This window comes from Pseudarthrobacter enclensis (genome assembly GCF_001457025.1).
Taxonomy (GTDB): domain Bacteria; phylum Actinomycetota; class Actinomycetes; order Actinomycetales; family Micrococcaceae; genus Arthrobacter; species Arthrobacter enclensis.
In genome coordinates, this window is record NZ_KQ758604.1 from 254,038 (window position 1) to 271,551 (window position 17,514).

16 protein-coding genes and 3 tRNA genes are annotated in these 17,514 nt (G+C 65.8%); 5 read left to right on the top strand and 14 right to left on the bottom strand.

Annotation, left to right across the window (positions count from 1 at the left end; all coding sequences use genetic code 11):
• Positions 1-107 precede the first annotated feature (107 nt).
• Positions 108-914 carry an exodeoxyribonuclease III gene (locus tag AS031_RS15090; protein WP_058268970.1) on the top strand — a complete coding sequence of 269 codons (807 nt, stop codon included), beginning with the start codon at positions 108-110 and terminating at the stop codon, positions 912-914.
• A gap of 34 nt (positions 915-948) precedes the next feature.
• Positions 949-1,833: a DUF8083 family protein gene (locus AS031_RS15095; protein ID WP_058268971.1), complete on the top strand. Its 885-nt coding sequence runs from the start codon at positions 949-951 to the stop codon at positions 1,831-1,833.
• An 18-nt stretch (positions 1,834-1,851) separates the two neighbouring features.
• Here AS031_RS15095 and AS031_RS15100 read toward each other — a convergent pair whose 3' ends face one another.
• The 5 genes from AS031_RS15100 to AS031_RS15120 all read right to left on the bottom strand — a co-directional run bounded on the left by AS031_RS15100 (position 1,852) and on the right by AS031_RS15120 (position 6,491).
• The gene (locus AS031_RS15100) at positions 1,852-2,904 is read right to left on the bottom strand and encodes a LacI family DNA-binding transcriptional regulator (RefSeq protein ID WP_058268972.1); all 1,053 of its coding nucleotides are present in this window, start codon (positions 2,902-2,904) and stop codon (positions 1,852-1,854) included.
• 124 nt (positions 2,905-3,028) lie between these two features.
• The gene (locus AS031_RS15105) at positions 3,029-3,274 is read right to left on the bottom strand and encodes a hypothetical protein (protein ID WP_058268973.1); all 246 of its coding nucleotides are present in this window, start codon (positions 3,272-3,274) and stop codon (positions 3,029-3,031) included.
• A complete protein-coding gene (locus AS031_RS15110) occupies positions 3,271-4,167 on the bottom strand; it encodes a carbohydrate ABC transporter permease (RefSeq protein ID WP_058268974.1) in 897 nt (298 codons plus the stop codon). Before AS031_RS15110 ends, AS031_RS15105 begins: the two co-directional genes overlap by 4 nt.
• A complete protein-coding gene (locus AS031_RS15115) occupies positions 4,164-5,201 on the bottom strand; it encodes a carbohydrate ABC transporter permease (RefSeq protein ID WP_058268975.1) in 1,038 nt (345 codons plus the stop codon). Before AS031_RS15115 ends, AS031_RS15110 begins: the two co-directional genes overlap by 4 nt.
• A gap of 6 nt (positions 5,202-5,207) precedes the next feature.
• Positions 5,208-6,491, bottom strand: a complete 1,284-nt coding sequence (locus AS031_RS15120; RefSeq protein ID WP_058268976.1) for an ABC transporter substrate-binding protein — start codon at positions 6,489-6,491, stop codon at positions 5,208-5,210.
• 140 nt (positions 6,492-6,631) lie between these two features.
• Here AS031_RS15120 and AS031_RS15125 point away from each other — a divergent pair, with 140 nt between their 5' ends.
• On the top strand, positions 6,632-8,452 hold the full coding sequence (locus tag AS031_RS15125) for a glycoside hydrolase family 13 protein (protein ID WP_058268977.1): 1,821 nt from the start codon (positions 6,632-6,634) through the stop codon (positions 8,450-8,452).
• Between the two features lie 10 nt (positions 8,453-8,462).
• Here the strand turns inward: AS031_RS15125 and AS031_RS15130 are convergent, their stop codons facing one another.
• From AS031_RS15130 to AS031_RS15155, 6 genes are all read right to left on the bottom strand, one after another.
• On the bottom strand, positions 8,463-9,074 hold the full coding sequence (locus tag AS031_RS15130) for a hypothetical protein (RefSeq protein ID WP_058268978.1): 612 nt from the start codon (positions 9,072-9,074) through the stop codon (positions 8,463-8,465).
• Positions 9,071-9,727: an Asp23/Gls24 family envelope stress response protein gene (locus AS031_RS15135; protein WP_058268979.1), complete on the bottom strand. Its 657-nt coding sequence runs from the start codon at positions 9,725-9,727 to the stop codon at positions 9,071-9,073. The genes AS031_RS15130 and AS031_RS15135 overlap by 4 nt, the downstream gene beginning before the upstream one ends.
• Positions 9,724-10,101 (bottom strand): hypothetical protein, encoded by a 378-nt coding sequence (locus tag AS031_RS15140; protein WP_058268980.1) that lies wholly within the window; start codon positions 10,099-10,101, stop codon positions 9,724-9,726. The genes AS031_RS15135 and AS031_RS15140 overlap by 4 nt, the downstream gene beginning before the upstream one ends.
• Positions 10,098-10,289, bottom strand: coding sequence for a hypothetical protein (locus AS031_RS15145; RefSeq protein WP_058268981.1), 192 nt, complete (start codon positions 10,287-10,289; stop codon positions 10,098-10,100). The genes AS031_RS15140 and AS031_RS15145 overlap by 4 nt, the downstream gene beginning before the upstream one ends.
• Complete coding sequence (locus tag AS031_RS15150) at positions 10,286-10,744, bottom strand: Asp23/Gls24 family envelope stress response protein (RefSeq protein WP_058268982.1); 459 nt, start codon at positions 10,742-10,744, stop codon at positions 10,286-10,288. The genes AS031_RS15145 and AS031_RS15150 overlap by 4 nt, the downstream gene beginning before the upstream one ends.
• A 201-nt stretch (positions 10,745-10,945) precedes the next feature.
• Positions 10,946-12,544: a glycoside hydrolase family 68 protein gene (locus tag AS031_RS15155; RefSeq protein ID WP_058268983.1), complete on the bottom strand. Its 1,599-nt coding sequence runs from the start codon at positions 12,542-12,544 to the stop codon at positions 10,946-10,948.
• Between the two features lie 592 nt (positions 12,545-13,136).
• Here AS031_RS15155 and AS031_RS15160 point away from each other — a divergent pair.
• The gene (locus AS031_RS15160; RefSeq protein WP_158505832.1) at positions 13,137-15,680 is read left to right on the top strand and encodes a polysaccharide deacetylase family protein; all 2,544 of its coding nucleotides are present in this window, start codon (positions 13,137-13,139) and stop codon (positions 15,678-15,680) included.
• Between the two features lie 263 nt (positions 15,681-15,943).
• Here the strand turns inward: AS031_RS15160 and AS031_RS15165 are convergent.
• The 3 genes from AS031_RS15165 to AS031_RS15175 all read right to left on the bottom strand — a co-directional run bounded on the left by AS031_RS15165 (position 15,944) and on the right by AS031_RS15175 (position 16,307).
• Positions 15,944-16,019, bottom strand: a tRNA-Phe gene (locus AS031_RS15165).
• A 48-nt stretch (positions 16,020-16,067) separates the two neighbouring features.
• A tRNA-Asp gene (locus tag AS031_RS15170) sits at positions 16,068-16,141 on the bottom strand.
• A gap of 93 nt (positions 16,142-16,234) precedes the next feature.
• A tRNA-Glu gene (locus AS031_RS15175) sits at positions 16,235-16,307 on the bottom strand.
• A gap of 165 nt (positions 16,308-16,472) precedes the next feature.
• Here AS031_RS15175 and AS031_RS15180 point away from each other — a divergent pair.
• Positions 16,473-17,498, top strand: a complete 1,026-nt coding sequence (locus AS031_RS15180; RefSeq protein ID WP_058268985.1) for a PHP domain-containing protein — start codon at positions 16,473-16,475, stop codon at positions 17,496-17,498.
• Positions 17,499-17,514: the final 16 nt, after the last annotated feature.

Here is a 17,514-nt window from a genome sequence, read left to right on the forward strand (position 1 = left end):
CTAACTTCCATCAGCGGGGGACGCCCCCGGCCCTGCCGCAACGCCGCAGCGCAGCACCCATACGGGCGGCTTTACCCGCAGCCGCGCGCCCACGGTAAGTTAGGAGCGTGAAGATAGCTACCTGGAATGTGAACTCGCTCCGTGCCCGCGCCGACCGCGTTGAAGCCTGGCTCCAGCGCAGCGACTGCGACGTCCTGGCCATCCAGGAAACGAAGTGCAAGGACGAGAACTTCCCCTGGGAACTCTTTGAGCGGATGGGCTACGAGGTGGCCCACTTCGGCGTCAACCAGTGGAACGGCGTCGCCATCGCCTCCCGAGTGGGCCTGGAAGATGTTGAACGGACCTTCCTGGACCAGCCGGCCTTCGGCAAGGCAGGCAAGGACCCCGTCCAGGAAGCCCGCGCCATGGCCGCAACCTGCGGCGGCATCAGGGTGTGGAGCCTCTACATCCCCAACGGCCGCTCGCTGGACGACGAGCACATGCCGTACAAGCTGAAGTGGCTTGAGAGCCTCAAGACCCACGCCCAAAGCCTCGTCACCGAAAACCCCCAGGCCCAGGTGGCACTCATGGGCGACTGGAACATCGCCCCGTTCGACGAGGACGTCTGGGACATCGACTTGTTCGTCAACAACCGGTACACGCATGTCAGCCCGCCCGAGCGCGAGGCGTTCCACGCCTTCGAATCCGCCGGATACACCGACGTGGTCCGCCCTTACACTCCCGGGCCCGGGGTCTACACCTACTGGGACTACACGCAGCTGCGCTTCCCCAAAAAGGAAGGCATGCGCATCGACTTCATCCTGGCCTCGCAGGCGCTTGCCTCCCGCGTCACCGGCGCCTCGATCGACCGGGAGGAGCGCAAGGGCAAGGGAGCCTCCGACCACGCGCCCGTCCTGGTGGAACTGGCCGACTGATGGCGGAATCCTGGACCCAGCTAAGGAGGCCGTCATGACGGGAAACCTTTACCGGGGCCAGGCAGGCCTGCCCTTTTCGTCGACCCTGCGCGTCTACGAACCGCTCAGCGCTTTCCCGGAGGAGCAGCGGGCTGCCATCCAGGCCGCCGGGGAACGGGCCGTCTCCCGCGCCGCCGTCGAAAACGCCGAACTGCTGGCGTCGCTGGGACGCATCACCCGCTCCGGCGGGGACCCCTTTCCCACGGGCCGCACCGACCTGGTGCGCGTCACCAGCGCGCCCGCCGGCAACGACGGCACGGACGACGCCGGGGCTGACGCGGACCCGGTGCTCCTCTACTGTCCCAGCCAGCTCGTGCTGCGCGCCGGGCTGGCGGCCAATGCCCTGATGGAAGGAATCCACGGGCCGCTCGCCGAGCTGCTGATTCCGGAGGAACAGCGGGACAGGCACCAGGAGCGGATCGACCAGGTCAAGGCCCGCGACGGTTCCGTCCGCGTCCACACCCGGGCATCCACCTGGGGCATCCCCTTCAGCTGGTTTTCGCTGTTCATGGAATCGGACCACAAGGACGTGGTGGAGGCCTCCGGCCGGATTGTCACCGTCCGGGTATGGGCCACCATCACCGACGCCCTTGAGCGGGCACGGTACGCTGTGGCCAACCTGGCGCTGGCCGCGCCGGACCTGGACATGCTGGACGACCTCGCGCAGCTGACCGAGTGGCTGGAGCAGTTCCACGTGGAGTCAATGGTGGAACTGGATTACGGGGCCGTGGCGGACAAGGTCTACCCGGACGACTCCCCCATGGACATCCGGCTCGGAATCGAGTGCCTCGCCGAGGGGGACATGACCGGGGCGGCCGCTGCCTACCGCCGGCTGGCCTCGCGGTGGATCCCCATCCGGCAACTGGCCCGCGCTTCCTGACCTCCGCGCCGGGCCGGTTCAGCGCTGCGGCGGCGCGGTGGTGCGCCGGACAATGAGCTCATGCGGGGCGACCGCGGACTGCACGGACCCTTCCTGGCCGTCCAGCTCGTCCAGGAGCATCTTCGTGGCCAGTTCCGCCTGTTCATCGGGCCGCTGGCCCACCGTGGTCAGACCCACGGCGTCGGAAAAGTCGTGGTTGTCGATGCCCACCACCGACAGGTCCGCGGGGACGCTGACGCCCAGCCGGGCCGCTTCGAACATGACCCCCATGGCCATCTCGTCCGACGCGCAGAAGATGGCCGTGGGTTTCGGGCCGGGGCCGGACCAGAGGCGGCGGAACGCTTCCTGGCCGCTGCGGACGGTGAAGTCCCCCCATTCGTCCCACTCGGGGCGGATGTCCAGGCCGGCCGCCGTCATCACGTCCCGGAAGGCCAGGATGCGGACCCGTGGAACGTCGAAGTTCAGGTCCGTCTCGTCGTCGCCGTGCAGCAGCGCGATGTCCCGGTGGCCGAGGTCGATCAGGTGCCGGACCGCGGTGGATGCGGCGGCATAGTCGTCGATGCCGATGTAGGCGCATTCCTCGACGTGCCCTCCCACCACCACCAGGGGAATATCGATCTTCTGCAGGTGGTCCAGCTCTTCGTGGGTCAGCGCCATGCAGAGGACCAACAGGGCGTCGATCTGCTTGTAGACCATGGTCTTGCTGAAGAGACGTTCCCGGTGGCTGCCGTGGCCGCCCAGGTTGAAGAGGGAGAGGTTGTACTGGCGGGCGTGGAGCTCCCGGTCGGCGCCCTCGATGGCTTTGGAGAAGAACCAGCGGCTCACGAACGGTGCCAGCACGCCGATGGTCCTGGTGCGGCCGGTGGCCAGTCCGGAGGCGGATGAGGAGGCCACGTAGCCCAGGTTCCCCGCGACCTCCAGGATCTTCTCGCGCGTTGCCGGCGACACCCGGGGCAGGCCCCGGACCGCCCGGGACACCGTGGCAGTCGATACACCTGCGGCTGCGGCCACGTCCTCGATGCTGACTCCGTTATGGCCGCCCCGCTGGGATCTTTCTGTTGTGCGTGCCACGGTGTCCCCTTAATAACTCCTTGCAGCGTAAGGCGGTCCGCCCTGCGTTACCCCCAAGACTTCGTATTTTCGCATTCTGCGCAGGCGCGGTGTTAACCGTGCACGGAGGGCCGGGGTGCCCCGGCTAGCGGCGCGGCGGGAGCTTCCGCCGAAGCCGCACCATGCCGTAGATGGCCAACAGCGTGGCCAGCAGGCCCAGTCCCCACCCCAGGGCAGGCTGGGCCGTGACTTCCATCCAGACAGTGACCACCAGCAGGACCACGGCCCAGAAGCCGAGGAACCCGATGATGATGTCGAAGTCTTCGCCGGTCCTGGCCCGCCCGCGGCTTCCCGGCCCCGTTGCGGGGGACCGGGAAGCATCGCCTGTCACTTAACCGCGCCTGCCGTCAGGCCGGCGACGATCTTGCGCTGGAAGACCAGCACCAGGATCACCAGCGGAATGGTGACGATGGTGCCCGCGGCCATGATGGCGGTGTACGGGATCTGGTTTGGCTGGGCGCCGGCGAAGCTGGCGATGGCCACGGTCACCGGCTGGGTAGCCTCGTTGGACAGCTGGCTGGCGATCAGGAACTCGTTCCAGGAGGAGATGAACGCCAGGATCGCCGTGGTGAAGATGGCCGGAGCTGCCAGCGGCATGATGACTTTCCGGAACGCCTGGCCCTGGGTGCAGCCGTCAACGCGTGCGGATTCCTCCAGCTCCCACGGCATTTCGCGGAAGAAGGACGTCAGCGTGTACACCGTCAGCGGCAGGACGAAGGAAATGTTCGGAATGATCAGCGCCTGGTAGGTGCCCATCCAGCCGATGTTGGTGAAGAGCTGGAACAGCGGGGTGATCAGGGCGACGCCGGGGAACATCGACGCGCCCAGGATGAACCCCAGCACCAGGTACTTGAACCGGAAGTTGAGCCGTGCCAGGGCATAGGCGGCAAAGACGCCGATGACCAGCGAAACTACCGTCACCGTCACGCCGATGATGATGCTGTTCAGCAGCGCCTGGCCGAACTTGTTGCCGAACGAGGTGTCAAAGGCGGTGATGAAGTTGTCCAGCGTGATGTGCGTCGGCCACGGGGTGGTGTCGTAGGTGAACCCCACCTCGCGGAAGGCCGTGACCACCATCCAGTACGCCGGCGCCAGGCACCAGATCAGGATGACGGCGGCACTGATGTACGTCCGGACGCTTGCCCACTTTTCCCGGTTCTGGGCTGCTTTGCGCGGGGCGTCCTGCTGCGGCCGCATCCCGGTGGGAACGCTTGCGGTTGTCATTTCTTCCCCTTACCGGTTGCGCCGCTTTGCTCCACCACGTTGGCTCCCAGGAAGCGGACGAAGATGAACGCCACCAGGAAGATGATGATGAACGTGATGGTGGACAAGGCCGCCGCTGAGTTAAACCCTTGCCTGATCTGGTTGATCACCAGGATGGACAGCGTGGTGGTGTTGTTGGCACCGCCGGTGAGGATGTAGGGCAGGTCGAACATCCTCAGTGCGTCAAGGGTGCGGAACAGGATGGCGACCATCAGTGCCGGCTTGACCAGCGGAAGCGTGATGAGGCGGAAGCGCTGCCAGGCGCTGGCACCGTCCACCTTGGATGCCTCGTAGACTTCGGCCGGAATCATCTGCAGGCCCGCGAGGATCAGCAGCGCCATGAACGGCGTGGTCTTCCAGGTGTCGGCGATGATGACCGCCCACTTGGCCGGCCACTCACTGCCGGTCCACAGGATGGACACGTTGAACAGCTTGTTGATGATGCCGTTGAAGTCGAACATGAACAGCCACAGCTGGGCGGTGACGGCGGTGGGAATAGCCCACGGCACCAGGACCGCTGCACGGACCAGGCCGCGGCCCTTGAAGGAGCGCGCCATGATCATGGCCATCCAGAAACCAAGCACGGTCTCCAGGGCCACCGTGACAACGGTGAAGAAGAACGTCGTTGCCGTGGCAGTCCAGAACTGCCCACCCAGGGTACCCGGCGGGCACGCCACGGTGCCGCCGCCCTGGGCCGCGCACTGCTGCCCGAGCCAGTTCACGTAGTTCTGGATGCCCGCGGGACCGCCGTCGGTAAACAGTCCGGTGACGGGGTCGAGCCCGGCGTCCTTCTGGAAGGACATCACGATCGCGCTGATGATCGGGTAAACGATCACGATGGCCAGCGCGATGATGGTGGGTGCCAGCAGCCAGGTAGCCCACTTGCCCTGGCTGAGGATCTTGTTGTCTTCGCCTACCCCCTTGGGCCCGTGGTGGACCGGGGCGGCGCCCGACGCCGGTTGCTTAACCGGCGTCGGGCCCAATTCGGTAGCCATGGCTGGTTACGATCCTGCGCCGGCGGTTTCGATGGACTTCTGCATGTCGGACAGGGCATCCTTGGCGGGCTTCTCACCCTTCAGCGCCGCGTAGGCGTTGTCCTGGATGGCCTTGGTGACAGCAGGGTAGAACGGGGTCACCGGGCGCGGGACGGCGTTCTCAATGGACGTCTTGAGCACCGGCAGGTACGGCAGCTTGGCCACCAGTTCCTGGTCCTCGTACAGGTCTCCGAGGACCGGGGCCAGCGAACCCTGGGTCGCGAAGAACTTCTGCTGCTCTTCCTCAACCAGGAACTTCACGAAGTCCAGGGAAGTGGCCTTGTGGTCGGAGTAGACGCTGACTGCAGCACTGTGGCCGCCGAGCGAGGAGGCACCGGGGCCGTCCTTGCCCGGGAGGGCTGCCATGCCCAGGACGTCCTTGACCTTCGAGGAGCCTTCAGTGGTGGCCAGGTTGTAGACGTACGGCCAGTTGCGCAGGAACAGGAGCTTGCCGTCCTGGAAGGCGCGGCGGCTTTCCTCTTCCTGGTAGGTGATGGCTTCAGCCGGGATGTTGCCGTTCTTGAAGGCTTCCACCAGGTTGTTCAGGCCGGCCTCGGCTTCAGGGGTGTTCAGGCTGGGCTTGCCGTCCTTGTCGAGGACGGATCCGCCGGCGGAGTTGATGGCCTCCGAAGCGTTAACGGTGAGCCCCTCATACTGCTTGAACTGGCCGGAGTAGCAGCCGATGTTGTTCTGCTTGGCGATGGAGCACATGCCCATCATCTCGTCCCAGGTCTTCGGCGGCGTGGGAACCAGGTCCTTGCGGTAGTAGAGGATGCCGCCGTCGGAGGACACCGGAGCCGCGTAGAGGGTGCCCTTGTACGAACCGGCCTCGATGGTGGGCTCCAGCATGCCGTTGGTGTCAATCGCCATCTTGTCCTTGAGCGGCTGCAGCCAGCCCTTGGCGGCAAACTCGGCGGTCCAGACGACGTCGACGCTGGCGACGTCGTAATCAGCATTCTTCGCCTGGAAGTTCTGAACCAGGTCATCATGCTGCTGGTCGGCGTTGTCCGTCTGTTCCTTGAACGTCACCTTTTCATCGGGGTGGGCCGCGTTCCACTTTTCAATCAGGGGACGGACAACGTTGCTGTTGTCCTTGCCCTGCACGTACGTGATGGGGCCGCGGCTGTCGAGGTTGGCCTCGGCGTCGCTGCCGCCGCCGCCCGATGTCCCGCCGCCTCCAGCGCACGCGGACAGGGACAGGGCAAGTACGCCGGCCGTGGCAACCGGAAGAAGGAATCCAGGGGTTTTCATTAGCTTGAAGCTCCTCGCTGAGAGACAAGTAAGTCGACACTGCAGTAGTTAAGTGAGGTTGATGTGGTGCCCATCACACTAGTAAGGTGGCTGGCAATCATGCAAGCGTTTACATCAAAAAGTTATCTAAGGGGAACCAAATGTCCAACCCGCCCGTTCCCGGCAGCCCGGCCGCCCGCCGCGAGTGGTGGGAGGACGCAGTCGTCTACCAGATCTACCCGCGTTCCTTCGCGGACGGCAATGGAGACGGAATGGGGGACCTTAGCGGGGTCACGTCCCGGCTCCCGTACCTGGAGCGCTTGGGCGTGGATGCGGTCTGGCTCTCGCCGTTCTATAAGTCTCCGCAGGCCGACGGCGGGTACGACGTTGCGGACTACCGCCAGGTGGACCCCCTCTTCGGCTCCCTAGCCGACTTCGACACCCTGCTCCGGGAGGCCCATGGCAGGGGCCTGAAGGTCATCGTAGACCTGGTGCCGAACCACACCTCCGACGAACATGAGTGGTTCCGGGAGGCCCTCGCAACCCCGGCCGGGTCTGCGGCACGCGACCGGTACATCTTCCGTGCGGGCCGGGACCGCGAACCCGGGTCCGGTGACGGCAGCAACCCGCCCAACAACTGGAAGTCCATATTTGGCGGCACGGCCTGGACCCGGACCACCGCGGCAGACGGTTCACCAGGCGAGTGGTACCTGCACCTCTTCGACACGAAGCAGCCTGACCTCAACTGGGACAATCCCGAGGTCCAGGAGGAAATGCGGTCCGTGCTGCGCTTCTGGCTGGACCGGGGGGTTGACGGCTTCCGCGTGGACGTTGCCCACGGCCTGGTCAAGGAACCCGGCCTGCCCGACTGGGACGGGGCTGCCGCTATGGTTGAAGGGACGGCTGCCCACCCGGATCCCCTGCGCCCCGGAGATGCCCCCGGCGCCCATACCGACGCCGAGGAGCCGCACCGCGCCGTCTCCCCTGTCTATCCCCCCTCGCCCTTTTTCGACCAGGACGGTGTCCACGACATTTACCGGGACTGGCACAATGTCCTCTCCGCGTACGGCCCCGACCGCATGATGGTGGCGGAGGCCTGGGTTGAACCGGCGGAACGGCTGGCCCGCTACGTGCGGCCGGACGAGATGCAGCAGGCCTTCAATTTCGACTTCCTGCTGGCCGGCTGGCACGCGGAACGGATGGCCGAAGCCATCGAGGCGTCCCTGGCGGCGGCAGCATCGGTGGGGGCGCCGTGCACCTGGGTACTGAGCAACCACGACACCGTCCGCCACACCACACGTTTCGGCCTGGCGGATCCCACCGCGTTCCCCAAGGGACTCGGCCCCGATGACGAACAGCCCGATCCGGCTCTGGGGCTTGCCCGCGCCCGTGCGGCCACCCTGGTGTCCCTGGCCCTCCCCGGTTCGGCCTACCTGTACCAGGGCGAGGAGCTCGGACTGCCGGAACACACCACGTTGAGCGCTGAATCGAGGCAGGATCCCACGTTCTTCCGGACGAGGGGCGCGGAAATCGGCAGGGACGGTTGCCGGGTACCGCTGCCGTGGCAGGCGGACGCGCCAGGGTTCGGCTTCCCGCAGGTTTCCGGCGGGACTGTCCCGGATCCGTGGCTCCCCCAGCCGGACAGCTTCGGCCCGCACTCCGCGGACCTGCAGGACGGCGAGGAAGGATCAACGCTTGAGCTGTACCGTGCCGCCTTGGCGCTCCGTAAGGCGGAGCACCTGGGCACGGGCACCGCAGAATGGGCCGAACCCCACGCGCCCGGGAGCGGAGTGTTGGCTTTCACCAACAGGAAGGTGCTGGTCCTGGCCAACATGGGCTTCGCCAGCACGCCTGTTCCCGACGGTTACGCCGTGGTGCTGTCCAGTGGACCCGAACCCCGCCCGGAGTGGGAAGCCATGCGCGAAGTTCCCGTGGACTGCACCGTCTACCTCAGGAAACAGGAAGCCTACCCAACGCCCTGACACAGCGGCGTCACCGGACGCGTTCGGCCCGGCCAAACCTCGTCCGCGCCCCTGCCCCAATATGGATCAGGACCGGCGTCTTCCGGCCCACCACGGCTTCGAGGGCGTCGACCAGACCGGCCACTTCCTCAGCCAGCAGGTGCGGTGCCACGCCCTGGCGGGGCAGCAGGCGGATTTTCAGCGCCGGGGTTCCCTTGATGTCGTAGGTCGTGACGCTGGCCGACGCGAGGTCCGGGCGGCCCGCCAGCGCCTGCTTCAGGGCCTGTTCGGCAACTCCCCCGCCGATGCGCACGTCGCCGGGCACATCCCCCGGGTCCTCTTCCGCGACCAGCAGGTTGGAGCGCCCTTTGCCCTGTTGCGCTATCCAGGCGACCATCAGGCCCACAACCACCAGCAGGACCAGGGCCACCACGATCCACAGCCAGCTTTCGGGGCGGCCGGGGAAGCGCGTGGCGTCGAAGGCCTGGCTGGCGGCGCTCCAGGCAGCGGCGGACCAAGAATGCCACCAGTCCGCCACGGCCGGAACCGTGGCCAGCAGAACCAGCAGTGCCCCGACGGCCAGCAGTTTCAGGCCGAGCAGGGTCAAAAGGACGCGGTTGAGCAGGGTGGGTGTGCTGTTCATGCCCCCACCACCCCGGACGGCGCAACGTTTATGCGGGCGGCAGGCTGCGGATCCAACGCCATCTGGTCCAGTTCGTCCTGGACGGCGGCGAGGAGCGCGTCACCATCCACCGGCACACCTGACGTGGGGCGCACGTTCACCATGACCTGGCGCTGCGATACCACCACCATGACCTGTTCCGGCATGACGTTGGCCGCGAGCCGGGCCCGGCGGGCCAGCGACGAGGCAATCACTTCATCGTCGATCACGACGGCGGGACGCCCGGCTTCGTGCCAGGCTCCGGCAAGGGTATGGCGGGCACGGCGGCCCGGTGCAATCCCGTTGAGGAAGAAAATGAGGCCCAGCATGGCCAGGACTGCGCCGATGGCCCCCAACAGGAGTGGGGAAATCCCTGCCGGCAGGGCCGTCAGCTGCTCGGCTGCAACCTGCGGCTCGATCAGCCAGGGCGGTTGCCCGATGGCGTGCACCGCCGCCTCAAGCAGTCCGTACCCGGCCAGGACCATGACCAGCACCGCTGCGGCGATGGCGACGGCGGCGCGGGAGGAGTGCGTTTCGCGGCGCACGATCCTGGCCAGATCAGGATGCCTGCCGTTGTTGTGACGACCGCCCGGGCTGCGGTTGCCGCCGGTGCGGGTTTCCACGCTGCTGCTCACTGCACCCGTCCCCTTTCACTGATCCTTGCGCCACTGATCCTGATGTCCACCCGGCTAAGGCTCGCCCCGCTGAGCTCGGTCACGGCGGCCATGATGCTTGCCTTGGCCCGCACCGCGCGCTCCCAAATGGATCCGCCCACCGCATGGACCCGGCCGGGGTCGGCGGCAGCGTGCAGCGGCGGGACGCTGATGGGCGTGACGAGCGACAAAGCCAGCAGCCCGTCGTCGTCCGTCCAGTCTGCCCGGACATCCTGCGCATCGACGCCGAACTCGCTCGCGGCGGCCGCCTTGGCGAGGCTGGTCAGCGCCTGGGTGCTGATCCTGTTGTGGCCGTGGAGTGCCTGCCCCGGCACGGCCGGCGCCGGCGCGCTCATGACGAGGATCGCCGGCCGGTGATGGCGTCAATGACGCCGCGAAGGTCCAGTTTCCCTTCAGCCGCGCGGCCCAGGAGCGCTCCAATGGCCATGAAGAGAAGGGAGACGAGGAAGCCCCACAGCCCGAACTGCAGCGACATGAACGCAACGAAGGCACCCACGGCGATGCCTGCCACAGTTAGGTTCACAGCAGTGCCTCCCTTTCGGTCTGCCCCGGAGCCGGTTTGACGGGCGGGGGCACATAGACATCAGTGACTTCGACGTTGACTTCAATGACCTGGAGCCCGACGAGCTCCTCGACGGCACGGTAGACCGCCGCCCGCACCTGGTTGGCGAGTGAATGCAGCGGGGTGCCGTAGCTGGCAACCAGGCTGATGTCCACGGCCACCTGGGTTTCGCCGACTTCCGCCCGCACGCCCGTGGCGTGGTCCGTGCTGCCGACAGCGTCACGGATGGCGCCCAGCGCACGGGACGGGCCGGAGCCCAGGGAGTAGACCCCGGGTACGGCGCGGGCCGCGATGCCAGCCACCTTTGCTACCGCCGTCTCGGAAATCACGGTGCGGCCAGGCCCCGGCACGGAAGCGGGGACCGGCTCGGTCCCGCGGTGGACGCCCGGCTTGGGTTGCGGGTTCTGGTATTCCATCAGGCACTCCCCCTTCTGTTGCTTCCAACCCTATCCCCAGCCTGCGACGATGTGCTGGATGGCTCCTGAATCCACCTGGCCCGGGACTTCGTTTGCTGGACCACCGGTTGTTAAAGGACCCAGGCGGGGATGCCCCCAAGAGCATCCCCGCCTGGGCGGTGCCGCTGTCTCAGCGGCGGAGCGGCAGATGCCGCAGTCTGTTTACTTGTAAAGGCCTTCGCCACCGATGCGCTTGTTGGTGGGCAGGTAGCCGAACGGGCCGAGGCCGCTCTGGCCGAAGCTGCGGTCAACCTGGGTCACGCCGTTCTTGAAGTTGATCTTCACGGTGGGCGACAGGGAGCCGCCGCGGACGCCATTGACGTTGTCGATGAACGACTGCACCAGGCCGCCCGGCTGGACGTAGTGCGAGTAGGCCTGGAACTGGCGGCCGTTCTGCTGTCCCGAGATGGTGCCGCTCGGGTTGTTGGCCGGCAGGTTGAGGTCGGTCGGCGAGCCGAGGGCCAGGCCGCTGTTGTTCACCGGCTGGTAGTCGGAGCGGACGCCGTCGCCCACGAAGCCGTAGACGCCGTCGGGACCGCGCATGCCGTCCGCGTAGGTGAACTGGTGGCTGATCGTGTACAGGTAGTACTTGTTCTTGCCGTTTTCATTCTGGATGAAGATCTGCGGACGCTCAGTCTGGTCGTTGACGCAGTTGGCGGAGAGGATCGGCGGCAGGAAGGACCACTTGGTCAGGTCCTTGTTGTCAGCCACAGCCAGGCCCACGTTGGCGGTCTGGTACTTGGCGCCGCTGTTCTGGACATCCGTCAGGCTCTCGGCGTGCGGGTCGCCGGGCTGGTAGCCCAGGTCTTCGCCCTTGCACTGGTAATCGCCGCGGGTGCCGGCGGTGTTGCCTTCGAAAACCATGAAGGTCTTGCCGGGGTGGGCAGGGTCGGCGAAGGTGTACGGGTCGCGGAAAGCGAAACCGGGGTTCTGCGCCTTGGTCTGGTACATCTTGCCGTCCGGTTCCAGCAGCTTGGTGTGCTGGAAACCGTCGAAGGTCACGCCGTTCTTGTCCGCGTGGATGTTGCCCAGCGCCTTGGCGATGGCGGCGTCCGGGGCGATGCCGCCGCCGCCTGCGTTGCGTTCCGCCACATCGTGGAAGGTGGTGGCCGTGTAGAACACGTTCACGTGGTTGCCCTGCTCCAGGCGGGTGGAGCCGGACCATTCGGTGTTGCCGATGGACGTGTTGTCCATGAACAGGTGACCGCCGTAGTTCCACTTGTCCTTGGCCGGGTCGGCGTTGGTCTTGCGGAAGAAGTACCCGATGCGGGCGTTCCAGTGGCGCTGGTCGAAACCGTAGCCTGCATGGCGGTCGGCCACCAGGGAGAAGATGACGTCCCAGCCCTTGTAGCTGATCTGGTTGGCGTTCTCATCCGTCAGGGACCAGGTGTCCCAGACCCAGACGTCATCGTTCATCTGAGGGAAATCCTCGGGGATTTCCGGCATGGTGACGTCGGGACTCATCGAGTTCTGGCCCGGGGCGACGTTGGGGTTGCTCTGGGCCATGATCTGCTTGGCGTCGGCGCGGGTCCACTTGGACGTGAAGTCCGACGCCGGATCGAAGGCCTGCTGTGAGTGCTTGCTGGGCAGCGGGAACCCCGGGGTGGGGGCCGGAAGCTGCTGCGTGGACGGCGGGTCGGCAGGTTCGTTGGCCTGCGCCGCAGGGACGGCCAGGAATGCCGAGGCAGCAACGGAGGCCGCCAGGGCGGCGGCAGCTGTGCGCCACCGCAGCGTCCGGGGTGGTTGGGGGTGCTTGTGCATTTTTGCTCTTCTCGCGGAGTACAAACTGTTCGTGGAAGACGGGCGGTTGCCCTCTGCCCCCGCACTCCGGCGACCCCCGGCAACACGGCATGTGTCATCGGGGACGCCGTTGTATTGGGGGTGCGGGACCTGGGTGGAGTCCCTGAGCGGGCCCTGCTGACATTCGGGGATGTCCGGGCCGATGACAACGCTAGGCAAGGCCCGCGGGACATTTCAAACCGTGTTTCAGAACCGCGAAAACCTAGTTTGACTCACAAATGCAAGCGCTTACGCATCCCAAGGCGCGCGCGTGCCACAACGTTTTTTCGGAGTCAAATGTTTCACATGTCTGACAAATCTGTTGTGAACCTCACGCAGCATCCGGCATCACCCAGGCCTCCAGGTCGCGGGCAGGACCGCGGCAGTAGAGTGGTTGGCCCCGAAAGACAGGTAGCGGACACTCACGATGCATTAACCCAGCGAATATATTTTGGGAGCAGTCGGCCAGCCAGTGGCTGGGATGGCAGACAGAAACGCCCGTTACGGTTTCGACGGGCCATTTCCGGGTATGGGGGTGGGCCGGCAAGCCGCTGTTGTGAATCGAGAAAATCGCATGGAACGATCAATGCAGCGCGCCCCGAAAGGCGAGGCCCTGCAGAAACCCCCTCCGCCGCCCCAGAGCCGCTGGAGAATCCCCACGTTTACGGGCCGCAGGCTCAGCCGGTCGCTCAAGACCGGACGGACAGCCGGAACCGCACTTGGAACAACCCTGTTGGTCCTTTCCACCTTCATCAGCACCGTCGCCCTCGCCCCTGCCGCCCAGGCTGCAGACCCGCTCGTGGTGACCCTGACCTTCGACGACGCCCACGCGGACCAGCTCGGGGCCGCCGCCTACATGAATGCCAAGGGTTTGAAGGGCACGTTCTATGTGCCCTCCGGCTACCTGAATGCCGACGGCTCCCACATGAGCACCGCCCAGGCGCTCGCCCTGCAGACGGCGGGCAACGAAATCGGTGGCCACAGTGTTACCCACGCGGACCTGGCGTTCGCCGATACCGGCGAAGTCACCCGGCAAATCTGCAACGACCGCATCAGCCTGCGGGACCTGGGCTTCCGCATCACCAGCTTCGCCTATCCGTACGCTTCCTCGACGCCGGCCATCGAAAGCATCGCCAACACTTGCGGCTACAACAGCGCCCGCGGCCTGGGCGACATCGCCAGCCACACTCCCGGGAGCGAAACCTTCCCGCTGGCTGAGACCATCCCTCCGGCGGACCCTTTCCTGACGAAGGCCCCGGACCAGGTCGACAACACGTGGACCCTCCAGAACCTGGAGGACCTGACCCTCAAGGCACAGCCCGGCGGCGGGTGGATCCAGTACACGTTCCACCACGTCGGGGTCGACACCGAGCCGCTGAACGTGACCACGGCCAACTTCAACGCCCTGGTCGATTTCCTGGCCGCTGAACAGAGCGCCGGGCGGATCATCGTCAAGACGGTGGACCAGGTCATCGGCGGTGCGGTCAAGAACAACGCGGCAGGGCCGCAGCCGCCGGCGCCGCTGACGTCAGGAAACCTCATCCGCAATCCGGGCTTCGAAACTGCTGGCCCCATTGCCGGGGATGCCCCGTATTGCTGGGTTCCCGGCGGTTACGGTACCAATGCCTACACCTACAGCACTGTGGGGGCCGCGCACAGCGGCACGGCTGCGCAGCAGCTGGTGGTGTCCTCCTACCAAAGCGGCAACGCAAAGGTGCTGCCACCGCTCGATACCGGCCAGTGCACGCCTACGGTGACACCCGGCCAGCGGTACACCATGTCCGGTTGGTACACCTCCACGGCCAACACGCAGTTCGAGCTGTACTACCGGATAGGTTCCGGCAACTGGCAGTACTGGACCTCCAGCCCCTACTTCGGGCCTGCGTCCACGTTTACCCAGGCCACATGGACATCGCCGGCGGTCCCGGCGGGAGCCACGGCCATGAGCATGGCCCTGACCCTGTTCAGCACGGGCACGCTGGTGACTGACGACTACAGCCTGACCAAGGCCGCCGTTGACCCGGGCGCTTTCCAGCCGATGACTCCGGTACGCCTGCTTGACACCCGGACCAGCGGCGGACCCGTCGGCCCCAAGGGGACCGTGTCCTTCCAGGTAGGCGGCGCCAGCGGCATTCCCACTAATGTTGCCGCCGTAACCTTCAACCTGACCGTGACGAATCCGACGTCCAACGGCTTCATCACCGCCTACGCTTCAGGTACCACCCGCCCCAACGCATCCAACCTGAACTACGACACCGGGCAGACCATCCCCAACAGCGTCACTGTCCCGGTGGGAGCGGATGGAAAGGTCACCCTGTACAGCGAGTCCCTGGGCACAGCGCAGCTGATCGCCGATGTGTCCGGCTACTACGCGGCAGGAACACCGGTGGCCGGCGGAGCTTTCCGGTCTGTGGCACCGTCAAGGTTCCTGGACACCCGTAACACGGGAACGCCCGTGGGTCCGAAGGGCACCGTATCCTTCCAGGTGGGCGGCAACAGCGGCATCCCGGCAGGCGTTTCGGCAGTGACCTTCAACCTCACCGTCGCCAACTCCACCTCGAACGGGTTTGTCACCGCCTATGCCTCCGGGACGTCCATCCCCACGGCATCGAACCTGAACTACGACAAGGGCCAGATTGTCCCCAACAGGGTCACGGTTCCCGTGGGAGCGGACGGAAAGGTGTCGCTGTACAACGAATCCACAGGGACCGCCCACCTGATCGCGGATGTTTCCGGTTACTACATGTCAGGAGAAGTCACCCTTCCCGGCATGTTCAAGCCGATTGCACCCACCCGGTTCCTGGACACCAGGTCCGGCAGCCCGGTGGCTGCCAACGGAACCATCTCGGTCCAGATCGGAAGCGTGAGCGGAGTCCCGGCAACGGCCTCGGCAACGATCTTCAACCTGACCGTCGCCAACCCGACCCGGAACGGTTTCGTCACGGCCTACCCGTCCGGCGCCAACCTGCCGAACGCCTCCAACGTGAACTACGCCGCCGGGCAGATTGTCCCGAACAGCGTCACGGTCCCGCTGGGCGGAAACGGCAAGGTCAATCTCACAAACAGCTCAACCGGCACCACACATTTGATCGCCGACGTCTCGGGGTACTTCCTCTGACAGAAGCAGGTGCGTAAACCGGATTGACCCCTCAGCTGCTCCCCGGCAGCCGGACCGCAGTTCCAGGTCCGGCACCGGGGAGCAGCCGTGTCCGGGGGAGGGCCTGCTGCCGGAGATCAGAAGCTTGTCCGCAAAACTCCGCCGTCAAGGTTCTGCTCAGCGAACAAGGTTCTGAGCCACGGGCAGGGCGGGGACCGCCGGCCCCAGGGACGTTGGGCGTTAAAGCAGAAAAGCACCAGTTCCGCAGAACTGATGCTTCCCAGTGGTGGCTCCGACCGGCGTCGATCCGGTGACCTTTCGATTTTCAGTCGAACGCTCTACCAACTGAGCTACAGAGCCTAGGTGACTAGTCACCTTGAGAGCCGGAATTGCTTCCAACAATCAGAGCGACCCTGACGGGACTTGAACCCGCGACCTCCGCCGTGACAGGGCGGCGCGCTAACCAACTGCGCTACAGGGCCTTGCGTTTCTTGCTTCTGCAGTATCGCTACCGCATTTTTTCAAGGCCTCCAGCCTACCAGACTTTTTTAGTCTGTTTGACCAGCTTCCTTGCGTACCCCCAACGGGATTCGAACCCGTGCCGCCGCCGTGAAAGGGCGGTGTCCTAGGCCGCTAGACGATGGGGGCCAGAACCTGTCCGGAACAAAATAAAAGGCGTAAAGCGAGGCTTTCCGTCTTTGTCCTCTGCGTTTCTCCGAACGGGACTCCACAACTATAGGGCCTAGTCGCGGATTATCCAAAATCGGCCAAAGACCCCGTGCCTGAACAGGAAGAACGGGTGAAGATGGACGGATGGATGCCGTAGCAGCGCTCAATGAGATCGCCTTCTGGCTGGAGCGCGGACGCGCCGCCACCTTCAAGGTCCAGGCCTTCCGGAAGGCCGCCGCCGCCATCGGCAGCCTGCCACCCGACGAGGTCGCCGCCAGGGCACGGACCGGCCGGCTGAAATCGATGAAGGGCATTGGCGACAGGACCTTCCAGGTGATCCAGCAGGCCGTTGAGGGATCCGTCCCGGAGTACCTGGCCGACCTCCGCGACAAGGGAGCCGCGCCCCTGGCCGCAGGCGGAGCCAGCGTCCGGAACGCCCTGCGCGGGGACCTGCACAGCCACAGCGACTGGTCCGACGGCGGATCCCCCATCGAGGCCATGGTCGCCGCCGCGGAGGTTCTTGGACGGGAGTACCTGGCCCTGACCGACCACTCCCCCAACCTCACTATCGCCAACGGGCTGTCCGTCGAACGCCTCACGGATCAACTCGACGTGGTGGATGCCATCAATGCCGCCGCCGGTGGGGAGAACGGCAAGGTCAGGCTGCTGGCCGGCATCGAGGTGGACATCCTGGAATCAGGGCGGCTGGACCAGGAGCCGGAGATGCTGGACAGGCTGGACATCGTGGTGGCCAGCGTCCATTCCAAGCTTCGGGCAGACCGGAAGACCATGACGGAGAGGATGCTCGGCGGCATCACGGCACCGCACACCAACATCCTGGGCCACTGCACCGGCCGCCTGGTGGAAGGCGGGCGAGGGACGCGGCCGCAGTCCGAATTCGATGCGGCAGAGGTCTTTGCCGCCTGCGCCGAGAACAATGTTGCGGTGGAAATCAATTCCCGCCCGGAACGGCAGGACCCCCCGGACAACCTGATCCAGCTGGCCCTTGAAGCAGGCTGCCTGTTTTCGATCGACAGCGACGCCCACGCCCCTGGGCAGCTTGATTTCCTGCAGTATGGGGCCGAACGGGCCGAGCGAAACAACGTCCCGCTCGAGCGCATCATCACCACTTGGCCGGTGGACAAGCTCCTGGAGTGGGCTGCGAAGTAGCCCGCCGCCCACTGCC

What these genes read in the sequence shown, in the direction of transcription:
- AS031_RS15180 (WP_058268985.1), top strand. Translation starts at nt 16,473, where the DNA reads ATGGATGCCGTAGCAGCGCTCAATGAGATCGCCTTCTGGCTGGAGCGC.
- AS031_RS15095 (WP_058268971.1), top strand. Translation starts at nt 949, where the DNA reads ATGACGGGAAACCTTTACCGGGGCCAGGCAGGCCTGCCCTTTTCGTCG.
- AS031_RS15160 (WP_158505832.1), top strand. Translation starts at nt 13,137, where the DNA reads ATGGAACGATCAATGCAGCGCGCCCCGAAAGGCGAGGCCCTGCAGAAA.
- AS031_RS15125 (WP_058268977.1), top strand. Translation starts at nt 6,632, where the DNA reads ATGTCCAACCCGCCCGTTCCCGGCAGCCCGGCCGCCCGCCGCGAGTGG.
- AS031_RS15120 (WP_058268976.1), bottom strand. Translation starts at nt 6,491, where the DNA reads ATGAAAACCCCTGGATTCCTTCTTCCGGTTGCCACGGCCGGCGTACTT.
- AS031_RS15155 (WP_058268983.1), bottom strand. Translation starts at nt 12,544, where the DNA reads ATGCACAAGCACCCCCAACCACCCCGGACGCTGCGGTGGCGCACAGCT.
- AS031_RS15115 (WP_058268975.1), bottom strand. Translation starts at nt 5,201, where the DNA reads ATGGCTACCGAATTGGGCCCGACGCCGGTTAAGCAACCGGCGTCGGGC.
- AS031_RS15130 (WP_058268978.1), bottom strand. Translation starts at nt 9,074, where the DNA reads ATGAACAGCACACCCACCCTGCTCAACCGCGTCCTTTTGACCCTGCTC.
- AS031_RS15110 (WP_058268974.1), bottom strand. Translation starts at nt 4,167, where the DNA reads ATGACAACCGCAAGCGTTCCCACCGGGATGCGGCCGCAGCAGGACGCC.
- AS031_RS15140 (WP_058268980.1), bottom strand. Translation starts at nt 10,101, where the DNA reads ATGAGCGCGCCGGCGCCGGCCGTGCCGGGGCAGGCACTCCACGGCCAC.
- AS031_RS15150 (WP_058268982.1), bottom strand. Translation starts at nt 10,744, where the DNA reads ATGGAATACCAGAACCCGCAACCCAAGCCGGGCGTCCACCGCGGGACC.